17 protein-coding genes are annotated in these 14,907 nt (G+C 35.1%); 13 read left to right on the forward strand and 4 right to left on the reverse strand.

Features of this window, described 5'->3' with window-relative positions; all coding sequences use genetic code 11:
• Positions 1 to 9: 9 nt before the first annotated feature.
• The 4 genes from AABM59_RS00435 to AABM59_RS00450 form a co-directional block, all read right to left on the reverse strand.
• Complete coding sequence (locus tag AABM59_RS00435; protein WP_338407004.1) at positions 10 to 1,482, reverse strand: ATP-binding protein; 1,473 nt, start codon at positions 1,480 to 1,482, stop codon at positions 10 to 12.
• Positions 1,483 to 1,485: 3 nt separating this feature from the next.
• Positions 1,486 to 2,031 carry a CopD family protein gene (locus AABM59_RS00440; RefSeq protein WP_338407005.1) on the reverse strand — a complete coding sequence of 182 codons (546 nt, stop codon included), beginning with the start codon at positions 2,029 to 2,031 and terminating at the stop codon, positions 1,486 to 1,488.
• A 13-nt stretch (positions 2,032 to 2,044) separates the two neighbouring features.
• Complete coding sequence (gene hemH, locus AABM59_RS00445) at positions 2,045 to 3,061, reverse strand: ferrochelatase (protein ID WP_338407006.1); 1,017 nt, start codon at positions 3,059 to 3,061, stop codon at positions 2,045 to 2,047.
• Between the two features lie 93 nt (positions 3,062 to 3,154).
• The gene (locus AABM59_RS00450; RefSeq protein ID WP_338407007.1) at positions 3,155 to 4,027 is read right to left on the reverse strand and encodes an AraC family transcriptional regulator; all 873 of its coding nucleotides are present in this window, start codon (positions 4,025 to 4,027) and stop codon (positions 3,155 to 3,157) included.
• 227 nt (positions 4,028 to 4,254) lie between these two features.
• Here AABM59_RS00450 and hemA point away from each other — a divergent pair, with 227 nt between their 5' ends.
• From hemA to AABM59_RS00515, 13 genes are all read left to right on the forward strand, one after another.
• Positions 4,255 to 5,559, forward strand: coding sequence for a glutamyl-tRNA reductase (hemA, locus tag AABM59_RS00455; protein ID WP_338407008.1), 1,305 nt, complete (start codon positions 4,255 to 4,257; stop codon positions 5,557 to 5,559).
• 58 nt (positions 5,560 to 5,617) lie between these two features.
• Positions 5,618 to 6,538 (forward strand): hydroxymethylbilane synthase, encoded by a 921-nt coding sequence (gene hemC / locus AABM59_RS00460; RefSeq protein WP_338407009.1) that lies wholly within the window; start codon positions 5,618 to 5,620, stop codon positions 6,536 to 6,538.
• Positions 6,538 to 7,203, forward strand: a complete 666-nt coding sequence (locus tag AABM59_RS00465) for a uroporphyrinogen-III synthase (RefSeq protein WP_338407010.1) — start codon at positions 6,538 to 6,540, stop codon at positions 7,201 to 7,203. Before hemC ends, AABM59_RS00465 begins: the two co-directional genes overlap by 1 nt.
• 44 nt (positions 7,204 to 7,247) lie before the next feature.
• Entirely contained in the window at positions 7,248 to 8,276 is a 1,029-nt protein-coding gene (gene hemE, locus AABM59_RS00470; RefSeq protein ID WP_338407011.1) for a uroporphyrinogen decarboxylase, read from the forward strand.
• 2 nt (positions 8,277 to 8,278) lie between these two features.
• Positions 8,279 to 9,187 (forward strand): oxygen-dependent coproporphyrinogen oxidase, encoded by a 909-nt coding sequence (hemF, locus tag AABM59_RS00475; protein WP_338407012.1) that lies wholly within the window; start codon positions 8,279 to 8,281, stop codon positions 9,185 to 9,187.
• A gap of 141 nt (positions 9,188 to 9,328) precedes the next feature.
• Positions 9,329 to 10,321, forward strand: a complete 993-nt coding sequence (gene hemB / locus AABM59_RS00480) for a porphobilinogen synthase (RefSeq protein WP_338407013.1) — start codon at positions 9,329 to 9,331, stop codon at positions 10,319 to 10,321.
• A gap of 1 nt (position 10,322) precedes the next feature.
• The gene (locus AABM59_RS00485; RefSeq protein ID WP_338407014.1) at positions 10,323 to 10,829 is read left to right on the forward strand and encodes a DinB family protein; all 507 of its coding nucleotides are present in this window, start codon (positions 10,323 to 10,325) and stop codon (positions 10,827 to 10,829) included.
• An 11-nt stretch (positions 10,830 to 10,840) separates the two neighbouring features.
• A complete protein-coding gene (locus AABM59_RS00490) occupies positions 10,841 to 11,215 on the forward strand; it encodes a c-type cytochrome (protein WP_338407015.1) in 375 nt (124 codons plus the stop codon).
• Positions 11,216 to 11,285: 70 nt separating this feature from the next.
• Positions 11,286 to 11,765 (forward strand): hypothetical protein, encoded by a 480-nt coding sequence (locus AABM59_RS00495; RefSeq protein ID WP_338407016.1) that lies wholly within the window; start codon positions 11,286 to 11,288, stop codon positions 11,763 to 11,765.
• The gene (locus tag AABM59_RS00500) at positions 11,755 to 11,955 is read left to right on the forward strand and encodes a helix-turn-helix transcriptional regulator (protein ID WP_338407017.1); all 201 of its coding nucleotides are present in this window, start codon (positions 11,755 to 11,757) and stop codon (positions 11,953 to 11,955) included. The genes AABM59_RS00495 and AABM59_RS00500 overlap by 11 nt, the downstream gene beginning before the upstream one ends.
• Positions 11,956 to 11,964: 9 nt before the next feature.
• Positions 11,965 to 12,465 (forward strand): methylated-DNA--[protein]-cysteine S-methyltransferase, encoded by a 501-nt coding sequence (locus tag AABM59_RS00505; protein WP_338407018.1) that lies wholly within the window; start codon positions 11,965 to 11,967, stop codon positions 12,463 to 12,465.
• 141 nt (positions 12,466 to 12,606) lie between these two features.
• Positions 12,607 to 13,320 (forward strand): 3'-5' exonuclease, encoded by a 714-nt coding sequence (locus tag AABM59_RS00510; protein ID WP_338407019.1) that lies wholly within the window; start codon positions 12,607 to 12,609, stop codon positions 13,318 to 13,320.
• 52 nt (positions 13,321 to 13,372) lie between these two features.
• Entirely contained in the window at positions 13,373 to 14,812 is a 1,440-nt protein-coding gene (locus AABM59_RS00515) for a nucleoside recognition domain-containing protein (RefSeq protein ID WP_338407020.1), read from the forward strand.
• Positions 14,813 to 14,907 lie beyond the last annotated feature (95 nt).

A 14,907-nucleotide genomic window follows, 5' to 3' on the forward strand; every position in this document is an offset into this window, starting at 1 on the left:
AACTTTTTTTTATTGATTGATTATAGGAAGTGAAACCGTAAAGATCGTTCCTTTTCCCTTTTGTGATTCTAGTGTAATCGTGCCTTTATAATTTTCGATAATGTTTTTGATAATTCCAAGACCCAATCCCATTCCGCTTGTTTTTGTTGTGAATTTAGGTTGGAAAATCCGATTAAAATCTTCAACAGCTATTCCTATTCCATTGTCGGTAACAACTATTAAAACAGTGTTGTTTTGCTTTTTTATTTTTACGGCTATTGCTTTCTTTTCTTGATTTTCGGGAATAGATTGAATTGCATTTTTGACCAAATTAGTAATGATTCGGATGAGTTGTGTTCGGTCAATTTTCGAAATAATCTCGTGTTCTTCTGCCTCAAAATGGATGTATTCTTCATTGAAAATATCCATCGTCAGTTCTACTACATCAACCACATTCAATGTTTCGTTTTGTTGCGCTGGCATCGAAGCAAAGTTCGAAAATGCTGAAGCAACCGAACTCATTGTGTCGATTTGCTGTATCAAGGTTTCGGAATAATCGTTGATTTTTTGTTTCAGGTTCGGGTCGTTAGGATCAAATTTTCTTTGAAAACTTTGCACCGTCAATCGCATTGGCGTAAGCGGATTTTTGATTTCGTGCGCCACTTGTTTAGCCATTTCCTGCCAAGCTTCTTCACGTTCGCTTTGAGCCAATTTTAGAGCGCTTTCCTCTAATTCATCGACCATTGCGTTGTAAGCTTTTATCAAAAGATTGATTTCTTTGCTGCTTGCTTCAAGGACAATTTTTTCATTTTTCTGGTTTAAGCTTGTTTCGCTCAATTTATCAGAAATCGTCTTGAGGGATTTTGTAATATAGGACGAAAGAAAATAAGCTACGGCAAATGCGACCAAGAGCATAAAAGTGTATACTTGTGCCAATCGCATCAAGAAATTTTGCAGTTCCGTTTGATAATAGCTATCATCTTCCACATAAGGCAAATTCAAGATTCCCAAGGGTTTAAACTTATCGTCTTTTATTAAACTATGCGAAGAACGGTTCTTTTTTCCGTCGATGGTTTTGATGTCAATATAACGTTTTTCGACGGAAGATTGGACGAGTTTTACAATGTATTTAGGAATTGGAGGTGAAACGGGATCAATCGAAAATTTCGATTTCGAAGATTTTAAAAGCTTTCCGCCCAAGCTATAAATATTGATTTCTAGGTTGTGAATATCTGATAATTCGTGAATTTTATCCTTAAATATCAACGAGAGATTATTTGGAGTAAGTGGATAAGTCGTATTCGAAAGCACATAATTGATATTCTCTTTTATAGCGTCTTCCTTGCGATCGAGCCGTTCTTGATGGTATTTTTTTGCTTCGTTTTTGAATTGGAAAATCGAAATTGTGGCTAGCAAAACCGAAGCGACAATTATCAATACAATCATCGAAAGGAAAATCCTGATTCGCAGGGAAAGCATCGATATTTTGAAGTCTTTAAACATTTTTTAGGGGTTGTTTTTCTCTCGAATTCTTTTGTAAAATTTAAAACCCAGCATAATCAAAATCGAAAATGACATAACACCAACAACTCCATAAATCCAGTTAACGGCGTTTTTCAGAATGACCAAAAACACTACGGCAAACAAGATGATTGTGGCAACTTCGTTCCACAAACGCATAAAATTGGAAGTATATTTAACTTCATTATTTTGCAATTGCAAATAAATTTGGTGGCATTTAAAATGATAAATAAACAATAAAACCACAAAAACCAATTTCACCTGCATCCATGACATTCCTAGTAAATCAGGGTTTAAATGCAATAATGAAAGTGCAAAAACGGTTGCTAAAACCGCACTTGGCCACGTGATAATATACCACAAACGATAGGTCATTATTTTGTATTGTTTTTGCAAAATTTCCTTTTCAGGCGATGGCATATCGTTGGCTTCAATTTGGTAAACAAATAGGCGAACAATATAAAAAAGCCCCGCAAACCAAGTGATTACAAAGATAAGGTGAAGCGATTTTAGGTAGTTGTAAAGTTCCATTTTTTATACACTATTAATTTTTTGCCCAATTTGCAATCCAATTTGCAACAGTTTGACACCATTCATCGCCATCGTTCATACAAGGAATAGCTATGAAATTTTCACCTCCGTGCTCTTTAAATTCATGGCCGGCTTCTATTGCAATTTCTTCTAAAGTTTCTAGGCAATCTGACACAAATGCAGGGGTAACTACCGCCAAGTTCTTAATCCCTTTTTCAGGCATTTTGTTCACTTCCACATCGGTGTAAGGAGTTAGCCATTTGTCGCCCGCCAATCGAGATTGGAACGTTTGGCTGTGTTTTCCTTCTGGAATTCCTAAATATTTCACTACCTGTTTTGTGGTTTCATAACATTGGTGACGGTAACAAAATTCGTGTGCTGGCGAAGGCGTGTTACAACAAGAGCCATCAATTTTGCAATGCGATTTTGTGATGTCGGTTTTACGAATATGACGCTCAGGAATTCCGTGATACGAAAACAATATATGATCGTATTCAAATCCTTCTAAATGTTTTTTAATTGAATTAGATAAACTTGAAATATAATCTGGTTTGTTATAAAACGCGGGCACAATTGTAAATTCCATCTCAGGAAAATATTTTTTTCTATGCTCTTCTGCCAATTCTAAAATGGTAGTTGTAGAAGCCATCGCGTGTTGCGGATAAAGTGGAAACAACATCACTTCGTCAACACCCTTGTCTTTTAATTCTTGTAATCCTTTTAAGATTGACATTTTACCATAACGCATTGCCAACGCTACAGGAATTGAAGACAATTGCTGTGCTTTTTCCTGCATTCTTTGAGAAATAACCACTAACGGCGAGCCTTCTTCCCACCAAATTTTAGCATAAGCCGCAGCTGATTTTTTAGGTCTGGTTTGAAGAATGATACCACGAACTAACAGCGCCCGTAATAAAAACGGAACGTCAATCACGTATTTATCCATTAAAAATTCGTCTAAATAAGGCTTTACATCTTTTGTGGTTGGACTTTCCGGAGAACCTAAATTAACTAATAATACACCTTTCATTTCTTTCTTTTTTTTGATAAAAGTAATTTAAACTTGTTTTTTAATTTTGTGTTTAACTATTTTTTAGACTTTGTTTATTGTTTAAAAACGGCACTACGTATTTTGGTTTATGGCCATCAAATATTTTTTGGGAGTGGTGGCAAATTTCTTTTTAAAAGCGGCAATAAAATGACTTCCGGTGCTGTAGCCAATTTTCAGCCCTACTTCATTTACATTATAAGAACCGCTGTCTAATAATTTGCGAGCAAAATCCATTTTATAATCAAATAGAAATCCATAAACGGTATCGCCATAAATTTGTTTGAATCCCATTTTTAATCGTTTTAAATTCAAACCAACTTCATCCGCCAATTCTTGTAATCCGGGTGGTTCAGCCATGTTTGCAATAATGATTTCCTTTGCTTTTTTTATTTTCAAAACATTCTCTTCATCTATCAAAAACGGACACTGTTCTGCGTTTGGATCTTCGGTTCGGTTAAAATACAAACTCAACAACTCGTATCCTTTTCCTTTATAATATAAATTTTTTATTGAAGGATGTAAGTTGTAATGAAATAATTGACTTAAAACAATCGCCATCGATGGACTAATATCACCTTCTTTATAATATTTTTTATCCTTGTTGTCATCACTCAAAAAAGTGATGTAATTAGCCTCGGAAGAAAATAAATTATGGAATTTTTTAATCGAAATAACAACAGAAATTACCCAAGAATTTGGCTCTATTTCAAGGTTTATAGGCAGCTCTTTTTGTGGATTGTATAATAGCAGCGATTTCTCCTCTCTTAAGTCCAAGGCATAATTCCCCTGGTTGAAAATAAACTTTGCTTTTCCTTTTAACCCAAAGTGAAATTGGATCAACCCGCTTTTAACTTCACGCTGGGTATAATAAACTTCATCACTGTCGTTTTCGAAACGGAGTAGGGTAAAGTCATCTTCAATTGTTATAATATCTCGAGAACTCATTGCGACATTTTTTATTAGTAAATATGATAATTATTAGGTTTTTGCGTATTATAAACTAGTGAATTTGTTTTTCAAAGGCCTAATTTCATTACAAAAATAGTGTTTTTTACAAGAAAAATAATATTTATCAATTAAAAATCATTCAGCGACACAAAAAGTACTTTTAGCGTTACTTTAATAGAAACCTTAATTATAAATTTGTCGAGCATTTCAGAAAAATATTGTTTATGGAAAATCTAAATTTATCAAAATATAAAACTTTCTACTCTATCGGGTTGAGTTATGAGAAAGCTGATGCAAATGTTAGAGGGAAATTCAGCTTGGACGCTACAGCAAAAACAAGTGCATTGCTTCAGGCTAAAGTAGACGGATTAGAAAGCTTAATCATAATTTCAACCTGCAACCGCACCGAAGTTTATGGATATGCAGAACATCCTTTCCAGTTGATCAAATTGATTTGCGAAAACAGCAAGGGCACTGTTGAAGAATTCCAGAAAGTAGGATTTGTATATAAAAACCAAGAAGCTATAAACCACTTGTTTCGAGTTGGGACCGGTTTAGATAGCCAAATTCTTGGGGATTTTGAAATTATAGGCCAAATTAAAAACAGTTTAGAAGAATCAAGATCGCTGGGTTTAATCAATGCTTTTTTAGACAGATTGATTAATACGGTTATCCAAACCAGTAAAAGAATAAAAAACGAAACCGAAATCAGCTCAGGAGCAACTTCTGTTTCTTTCGCGGCGGTTCAATACATAATGAAAAGCGTTGAGGATATTGGCAACAAAAACATCCTGCTTTTTGGAACAGGAGAAATAGGTAGAAACACCTGTGAAAACCTAGTAAAACACACCAAAAACAAAAAAATAACCTTAATTAATAGAACGAAAAGCACCGCCGAAATATTAGCTGGAAAACTTAATTTGGTTGTAAAAGATTATTCAGATTTGCATCAGGAATTACAAAAAGCCGATGTTTTGGTCGTGGCAACAGGAGCCCACAATCCAACCATTGACAAGGCGATACTGAATTTAAAAAAAACAATGTTAATTTTAGACTTGTCCATTCCCAAAAATGTTCATACGAATGTCCAAGATTTAAAAGAGGTAACTTTAATTCACATGGATCATTTATCACAAATGACAGACGACACACTCGAAAGAAGGAAACAACACATTCCTGCTGCTGAGGCCATTATCGAAGACATGAAATTAGAGCTTAATATTTGGATGAATGGTAGAAAATTTGCGCCAACAATTCACGCATTGAAATCAAAACTGAACGATATTGTAGCCGGGGAATTGACTTTGCAGCGTAAAAAAACACCCAATTTTGACGAAGAACAAGCCGAATTAATTGGCTCCAGAATAATTCAAAAAATCACCAATCATTTCGCTAACCACCTAAAAGACGAAAACACCTCAGTTGATGAAAGCCTCGATTTTATTGAAAAAATATTCCAAATAGGTTTTACAACTCCCCAAAAAGAAACTTCACTAGCGGAAGAGAAATATAAGATTACTTTATCGTAATAACCACAAATAAACTTAATGACCCTTAACTTCTTAATGGTTCAAAAAAAAACAAAGAATGGTTCAAAAAGTTATTAGAATTGGGACTCGCGATAGCGAATTAGCACTTTGGCAAGCCCACACGGTCCAAAAAAAATTAAATAATTTAGGCTATAAAACCGAAATTATCGCCATAAAATCTCAAGGCGATATTCTACTTGACAAACCACTTTACGAACTCGGAATCACAGGAATTTTTACAAAAACACTCGATATTGCCATGATAAACGGCCAAGTTGACATTGCGGTACATTCGATGAAAGACGTTCCAACGGCTTTGCCAATTGGGATTATTCAAGCTGCAGTTCTTGAAAGAGCCAATACTTTGGATATTTTAGTTCACAAGGGAAACCTTGATTTTCTGGAAGGAAACGGAACAATTGCTACCGGAAGTTTGCGTCGTCAAGCGCAATGGTTGAATAAATATCCCAATCATAATGTAGTCGATTTACGTGGAAACGTAAATACTCGAATGCAAAAATTGAATGAAAGCGATTGGAACGGAGCTGTTTTTGCTGCTGCTGGATTGGAACGTATCAATTTAAAGCCTATCGATTTTATCGATTTGGATTGGATGATTCCCGCACCAGCTCAAGGCGCAATGGTAATTGTTGCTATAGCAAACGATGAATTTTGTAAAGAAGCAGTTGCCCAACTTAACGACCTCGAAACCGATATTTGTACCTATATAGAAAGACAATTTCTAAAAACATTGGAAGGTGGTTGTACGGCACCAATTGGAGCACTTGCTCGATTTGCGGAAGACACTATCGAATTTAAAGGCGTTCTTTTTTCATTAGATGGAAAAGAAAAATTTGAAGTCGAAAAGACGGTTTCAATTGGGGAATGGAAGAAACTAGGGTTTCTATTGGCTAAAGAAATTTTAGATAATGGAGGAGCAGAACTTATGAATTCTATTAAAACAGCATTGAAAAAATAATGAGTAAACAAATCCAGATACTTTCGACAAAAACACTTTCAAAGGTCCAGAAACAGGAATTAGTAAATGCTAATTTTAATGTGTTGGAAGCTGATTTTATTGCCACACAAAACCAAAGTTTTGAACTTAAAGATATTTTCGATAATTTGATAATTACAAGCCAAAATGCCGCTCAAAGTATTTTACTTCATTCAAAATGTTCAGCATTAAAAACTAAAAATGTTTTTTGTGTAGGTATGAAAACGAAAGCGTTATTAGAAGAAAACGGTTTTAATGTCATAGTTTACGTCGATTATGCTTCTGATTTGGCAGAAATCATCACTTTGATTTATTCCAGTGAAAGCTATACTTTTTTTAGTGGTAATTTGCGAAAAGAGACTTTACCAAAAGCACTAAAAGAAGCTAAAATTAAGTTTAATGAAATTCAGGTTTATGAAACGACTTTAACACCTCAAAATATAAAAACTACAGTCGATGGAATACTGTTTTTTAGCCCATCAGCTGTTGAAAGTTATTTGAAGGAGAACAAAATAAAAGCCGAAATTTGCTTTTGTATTGGCAACACAACTGCCGAATCATTGGAAAAAGCAACAAAAAATATAATAGTCGCAGATCAGCCTTCGGTTGAAAATGTGATTGATGATGTAATCGAAGAATTTAGATAATTGGGTTTATATCTGACAGGTATTTAAAACAAAACAAACAAAAAATGATAAAGAACGACCTATTTTTAAAAGCATTAAGAGGAGAAACAGTAGAGCGCCCACCAGTTTGGATGATGCGTCAAGCCGGAAGATATTTGCCAGAATTCATCGCTTTGCGTGATAAATATGATTTTTTTACGCGTTGTCAAACACCAGAATTAGCCGCTGAAATTACCGTTCAACCCATTCGTAGAATTGGTCCTGATGTTGCAATTTTGTTCTCAGACATATTGGTTATCCCACAAGCAATGGGAATTGAAGTTTTGATGAAAGAGAATTTCGGCCCGTTTTTACCCAATCCAATTCGTACTATTCAGGATGTCGAAAAAGTAATTGTTCCTAATATCCAAGAAACTTTGGGTTATGTAATGGACGCTATAAAATTGACCAAAGAAATGTTGAACGATGAAGTTCCGTTAATTGGTTTCGCAGGTTCGCCTTGGACAATTTTCTGTTATGCTGTGGAAGGAAAAGGATCAAAAAGTTTTGATACTGCCAAAGGATTTTGTTTTTCAAATCCAGTTGCAGCGCACGTATTATTGCAAAAAATTACTGACACTACTATTTTATATTTGAAAGAAAAAGTAAAAGCTGGTGTTGATGCCGTTCAAATTTTTGACTCTTGGGGCGGAATGCTTTCGCCAGTTGATTATCAAGAATTCTCTTGGAAATACATCAACCAAATTGTAGAAGCTTTGGCAGACGAAACACACGTTATTGTTTTCGGAAAAGGATGTTGGTTTGCCTTGGGAGAAATGGGAAAAAGCAAGGCTTCGGCATTGGGAGTTGATTGGACATGTTCTCCACGAAATGCAAGATATTTGTCGGGAGGAAACATCACATTGCAAGGAAATTTTGATCCAAGTCGTTTGCTTTCGCCAATTTCTGTAATCAAGAAAATGGTTCACGAAATGATTGACGAATTCGGAAAAGACAAATATATTGCTAATTTAGGTCACGGTATTTTACCAAATATTCCTGTAGATCACGCGAAGGCATTTATCGATGCAGTGAAGGAGTATAAGCAGAAATAGAAATGAAAAATAAATTTTACCAATACATACAAACCCTTCAAGACCAAATCTGCACAGGATTGGAAGTGGCCGATGGCGAAACTAAATTCCGTGAGGATATTTGGGAACGACCAGAAGGTGGGGGTGGACGAACACGCGTAATAGAAAATGGAGCAGTTTTCGAAAAAGGCGGTGTCAATATTTCTGCTGTGCATGGAAACCTACCTGAAGCTATGCAGAAAATGTTCAATGTTGGCGAAGCTGATTTTTTTGCCTGCGGATTGAGTTTGGTTTTGCATCCAAAAAACCCAATGGTTCCAACAGTTCACGCTAATTGGCGCTATTTCGAAATGTATGATGATGAAGGAAACGTGATTCAGCAATGGTTTGGTGGTGGTCAAGATTTAACGCCTTATTATCTGTTTGAAGAAGATGCAAAACACTTTCATCAAACCTGTAAAACCGCTTGTGACAAACACAATCCTGATTTTTATCCAAAATATAAAAAACAATGTGACGACTATTTTTGGAATTCACATCGCAATGAAGGGCGAGGAATTGGGGGATTGTTTTTCGATTATTGCAAAGCAACAGACGAAATGTCAATGGAAAATTGGTTTAATTTTGTGTCCGAAGGCGGTAATAGTTTTCTGGAAGCGTATGTTCCAATTGTAGAAAAAAGAAAAAACTTATCCTATTCGGAAGATAATAGAACTTGGCAAGAAATCCGTCGTGGAAGATATGTCGAATTCAATTTGGTGCACGACAAAGGCACTCTTTTTGGCTTAAAAACCAATGGCAGAATTGAAAGTATATTAATGAGTTTACCGCCACACGTTCAGTGGGTTTATGGCCATCATCCTAAAAAAGGAAGCGAAGAAGAAAAAATATTAAAAGTGTTAGAGAACCCAAAAAATTGGATTGTAGATTGACGATTGCTTCGCCAATTCGAGCTAAGCTCTCGGGTTACGATTTGTGATTTACTTCGTCTATTCGCTATCGCTCGAGTCAGATTTTCTGTTGTCTCCAATTTGTTTTAAATCAAAAATAATCAATTGTTAATCAAAAATCATATGTTCCCATTACAAAGAAACCGCCGTTTAAGAACCAACGAATCCATTCGTTCCCTAGTTCGTGAAACCACATTAAGTCCAACCGACTTTATGCTTCCTATGTTTGTTGCTGAAGGAAAAGACGTTAAAATTCCCATCGCATCTATGCCCGGAATCTACCGCCATTCTTTAGACAACACGATTAAAGAAGTCAAAGAAGCTTGGGATTTAGGTATCAAAGCGGTCAATATTTACGTAAAAGTAAGCGAAAATTTAAAAGACAATGCTGGCGTTGAGGCTTGGAATAAAAATGGGCTAATGCAGCAAACCATTCGCGCCATCAAAGATGCCGTCCCAGAAATGATTGTGATGCCGGACGTAGCCTTAGATCCATATTCTATTTATGGTCACGACGGCATTATAAAAAACGGACAAATCGTAAACGACGCGACGATTGAGGCATTGACACTAATGAGTTTGAGTCACGCCGAAGCCGGTGCCGATTTTGTTGCGCCAAGCGATATGATGGACGGTCGTGTGCTTGCCATCCGCAAAGCATTGGAAGAAAACGGACATCACAATGTAGGTATTATGAGTTATAGCGCTAAATACGCCTCTGCATTTTATGGCCCATTTCGTGATGCTTTAGACTCCGCCCCTGTAGATTTAAACAATGTTCCAAAGGACAAAAAAACATACCAAATGGATTATGCCAATCGCATTGAAGCCATTCGTGAAACATTGGATGATGTTGCCGAAGGTGCTGACATTGTGATGGTAAAGCCAGGAATGGCCTACCTTGACATCGTTCGAGAAGTAAAAAATGCAGTTCTTGTTCCAGTTGCGGTGTACCAAGTTTCTGGCGAATATGCGATGGTTAAAGCCGCTGCCGAAAGAGGCTGGTTGGATCACGACCAAATTATGATTGAACAATTGTACTGTATCAAAAGAGCTGGAGCCAATATTATTTCGACTTATTTTGCCAAGGAAGCTGCAATAATTTTAAATAAATAGAATGAAAAAAATCTTCCTTGTCTTAGTACTTTTCAGCAATATGATATCAGCACAAACATTTATCACAGAAAATTTTGTTGAGAAATGGGAGAATTCTAAATCCTATTTACTACAAATGGCAGAAGCAATGCCCGAAGAAAAGTATACTTTTAAACCAAGTGAAAGGGAAATGAATTTTAAAGAGCAAATTATACATATTTTAGACAATATGAATTGGCTTAGTGAAACCTATTTTACCACAACTAAATATCAAAAAAGAGACTTTAGCTCAATTAAAACAAAGGCTCAAGTCCTTGCCGAAATCAATACTGTTTTCGAATTAGCCAGAACAAGAGTAGTAGCTAATAAAACTATAGATTTTAGCGAAAAAGTAGTGCTTTTTGGGGGTCCTAAATCCAAATTACAAATCCTCAACCTAATGCAAGACCACGTTTCACATCACCGAGGGCAGATAATCGTATATTTAAATTTGTGTCAAATTCAGCCTCCAAAATACGTGGGTTGGTAAATCTTTTATAAATGAAAAAATTAATTTTAGTAGTGGCTTTAGCAGCCATAGTATCTTGTAAAAAAGAGAGTCAAGAATCCTTTGGGAAATCCGAAACCACAACCGAAGTTCAAAGCCCAGAAGTCTTAGGAAAGGAAATTTTCGAAGGCAAAGGGGCTTGTGTTGCTTGTCATAAAACAGATGTAAAACTTGTTGGACCAAGTCTTCAGGATATTGCAAAAATATATAAAGAAAAAAACGGGAATATGGTAAGCTTTCTTAAAGGGGAAGGCGAACCAATCGTTGACCCAACACAATATGAAATAATGAAGACTAATTTTGCCATAACAAAAACCTTAACAGACGAAGAATTAAAAGCTTTGGAAGCTTATGTTTCTTCATATTAAAAAAGTAAAGTTTATTTGTCATATTGGAAAACAAAGCATACATTTGTTTGAACTTTAAAACGTATTAAATATGAAAACCAATTATTTATTTCCCAATTATTTAAAAAAAAGTAGTGGAATAATTCTATTACTTTCATTCTTTGCACTAATTTTAATTCCAATTATTAATGAAAATGGAAGAACATTAAAATTAGAAATAAATGTTTTCGCTATATTTTTTAATGAAGGTCTCACAGTTAAAAGCATAGGCTGGACAAAAGAAGATATACTGCAAGAAATAATAGGGATAATATTAATTCTTAGTGGACTTATGTTTGCTTTTTCAAAAGAAAAAACTGAAGACGAAATGATTTCCAAAATCCGCGTAGAAAGTCTAGTTTGGGCAATGTATGTAAATTATGCTGTTCTAATATTTTGCATTCTTTTTATTTATGGACTATCTTTCTTAAGTGTAATGATTTACAATATGATTACCCTTTTATTTTCTTTTATCATTCGATTTCATTGGATGATTTATAGAAACAATAAAATTTATAATTATGATGAATAGCGTAAAAACACAACGTGCCATTGCTAATATTACTCAAGCACAACTCGCCGAAAAAATTGGAGTAAGTAGACAAACTATAAATGCAATTGAAGCAGGGAAATACGCTCCGTCCACTGTTTTAGCATTGAAAATTTCAAAACTATTCGACAAATCTGTAAATGATATTTTCGAATTGGAATCAACTGATTAGTTACATAATATGAAAACAACTTTCGTTAAAACACCTTTAGGAATTGCTAAAATTAGTGGTGATGAAAACGGAATTTCAGTAATATCAGTTTCTGATGAAGGAGACTCGAGAGCAAAGCTAGAACAGGCGAAGCAAATTTCTTCAATAATTCCAACCGTTTTAAATGAAGCCGTTTCACAACTTAAGGATTATTTCGATGGCAATAGAACTAATTTTAGTTTCAAATTAAATCCTACAGGAACCGAATTTCAACAAAAAGTGTGGCTAGGATTGCTCGAAATCCCTTTTGGAAAGACTATGAGTTATATGGAATTGTCTAAGAAACTGGGCGATGTCAAAGCCATTCGTGCAGTGGCTTCAGCCAATGGAAAAAACCCTCTTTGGATTGTTGTTCCTTGCCACAGAGTCATAGGAACAGATGGTTCACTCACAGGATACGCCGGAGGATTGTGGCGAAAAAAATGGTTGTTGGAACACGAAAACCCTAGCGATCAACAAAGTCTTTTTTGAAAATCTAACACGAATTTCACAAATTGTCACGAATTAAAAGAATAGATTAATAAATTTGGTTAATTTTAAAATTCTAATACGTTTGTGAAATTATTTTAAGTGTTATGAATTCGTGCTAATTCGTGTTTAAATTATATAGGTATGATAGAAAAAATAAACCTCAATAACATTCTGTTTCTTGACATTGAAACCGTTCCAGAAGCAGCCGATTTTAATGAGTTGGATGCTGAAATGCAAGATCTTTGGGGACACAAAACCCAATACCAACGTAAAGACGAATACACGCCAGAAGACTTTTATGATAGAGCAGGAATTTGGGCAGAGTTCGGAAAAATAGTCTGTATTTCCGCCGGATATTTTACCATCAAAGGCGACATTCGAAATTTTAGAGTGACTTCTTTTTTTGGAGAAGAAAAGAAAATTTTGCACGATTTTACAAACCTTTTGAACAATCATTTCAATCAGCCACAACACGTATTGTGTGGCCATAATGCTAAAGAATTCGACATTCCGTATATTGCCCGCCGCATGATTATTAATAACATTTCCATCCCTAACAAGCTCAATTTATTTGGAAAAAAACCATGGGAAATTCCACATCTCGATACATTGGAGTTATGGAAGTTTGGTGATTACAAGCATTATACTTCTCTAAAATTAATGTGTAAAGTACTCGGAATCCCATCTCCAAAAGGCGATATCGACGGAAGTCAAGTGGGTCGTGTATATTATGTTGAAAAAGACATCGACCGTATTGTAACTTATTGCGAAAAAGACACTATTGCCGTAGCGCAGATTTTCCTTCGACTAAGACGAGAAGATTTATTGATTGAGGAGGAAATTATTCACGTTTAAATTACTTTTTAAACTTTACACATAAATAATTACATTTACAAAAAAAGAGGTTATGGTATTGAGTAGATTTTGGCTGGTGATTTTTATTTCTTCAATTGCATTTGTGATTTTTAGTTTGTTTTCTGGCAACAGTTATACAATTGACAATGTTTTAAACGGAAAAAAAGACGACCCCATTCTGATCGCTGAAAAATATATTGATCAGGTTCCAGTATTCATAAGAGATAGCATTATGAGGGCTCCGGATCAAACCATGATTGTCAATCGTGATTCGCTAAATGTAGATTATACTTATGTTTACAATAACAGGGTAGTGAAAATTTTTAGTGGGGTTCAAAAATCGGATGGTTTATTACCCACTTGCAAAAGCACATTACTTGATTTGATGTTGCCACTTATGGCTTATTTGGCTTTTTTCTGTGGCTTGATGGAACTTTTAATTATTTCTGGAGCATCCGAAAAACTGGCTAAAGTATTGAGCCCAGTTTTTGTAAAAGTGTTTCCAAGTATTCCTAAAAATCACCCATCTATTTCCTATATGACCTTAAATTTTTCTGCTAATTTCTTAGGGTTAGATTCAGCCGCAACACCCTTTGGATTAAAAGCGATGGAGAGTTTACAGGAACTGAATCCCGACAAAGATCGAGCTAGTGATGCACAAATTATGTTTATGTGCTTACACGCTTCGGGGCTTACCCTAATAGCAACCTCTATAATTGGCTATCGTGCTGCTGCCAATGCAAGCAACCCTGCTGATGTTATGTTGCCCTGTATCATCACCTCATTTATTGGTACAATTGCTGCTTTTCTTATAGTTGGAATTAAACAAAAAATTAATTTCAAAAGCGCTTCTTTAGTAACAACATTAATGGTGTTAATTGCTGCAATTGTAGGTTTATTGATGTATGTAAACCATTTAGATATAATAGGTAAAAATTATTTTACCTCTAATCTTTCAGCGTTAATATTGGTGGGTATTATTATTTTTACTTTGATTTTTTCCTTTGTTAAAGAGAAGGATTTTGCAGCTGCTAATACTACTGTTTATGAAGCTTTTGTGGCAGGAGCCAATAACGGTGTTAAAACAGGCGTTGTCATTTTTCCTTATGTTTTGGGAATGTTAGTAGCCATTTCTTTATTCAGAAACAGTGGTTTATTTGAAATTATTAGTAACTGGATTGCTTTTGCTTTTTCTAATATGGGCGTAAGTAAAGAAATCACAGATGCTTTACCAGTAGCATTGCTAAGACCTTTTAGTTCTGCAGGATCACGAGGGTTTTTGATTGATTCGATGAATACTTTTGGTGCCGATTCCTTAACGGGAAGGTTAAGTAGTATTTTTCAATGTAGTGCTGAAAGTACTTTTTATGTGATTGCGGTTTACTTTGGTTCCGTTAATATAAAAAACACCCGTTACGCACTTGGAACAATGCTTTTGGTAGATTTAATTTGTGTAATTACAGCTATTTTTGTGGCGACTTGGTTTTTTTAGAGAAAAATTTAACCCCAAAGGTTCAAAGCTTTTCGAAAGCTTAGCAAAGAGTCCTATAATAATAAAACCGTTTATTCTTATTGAGTAAACGGTTT

The organism is uncultured Flavobacterium sp., assembly GCF_963925185.1.
GTDB lineage: Bacteria > Bacteroidota > Bacteroidia > Flavobacteriales > Flavobacteriaceae > Flavobacterium.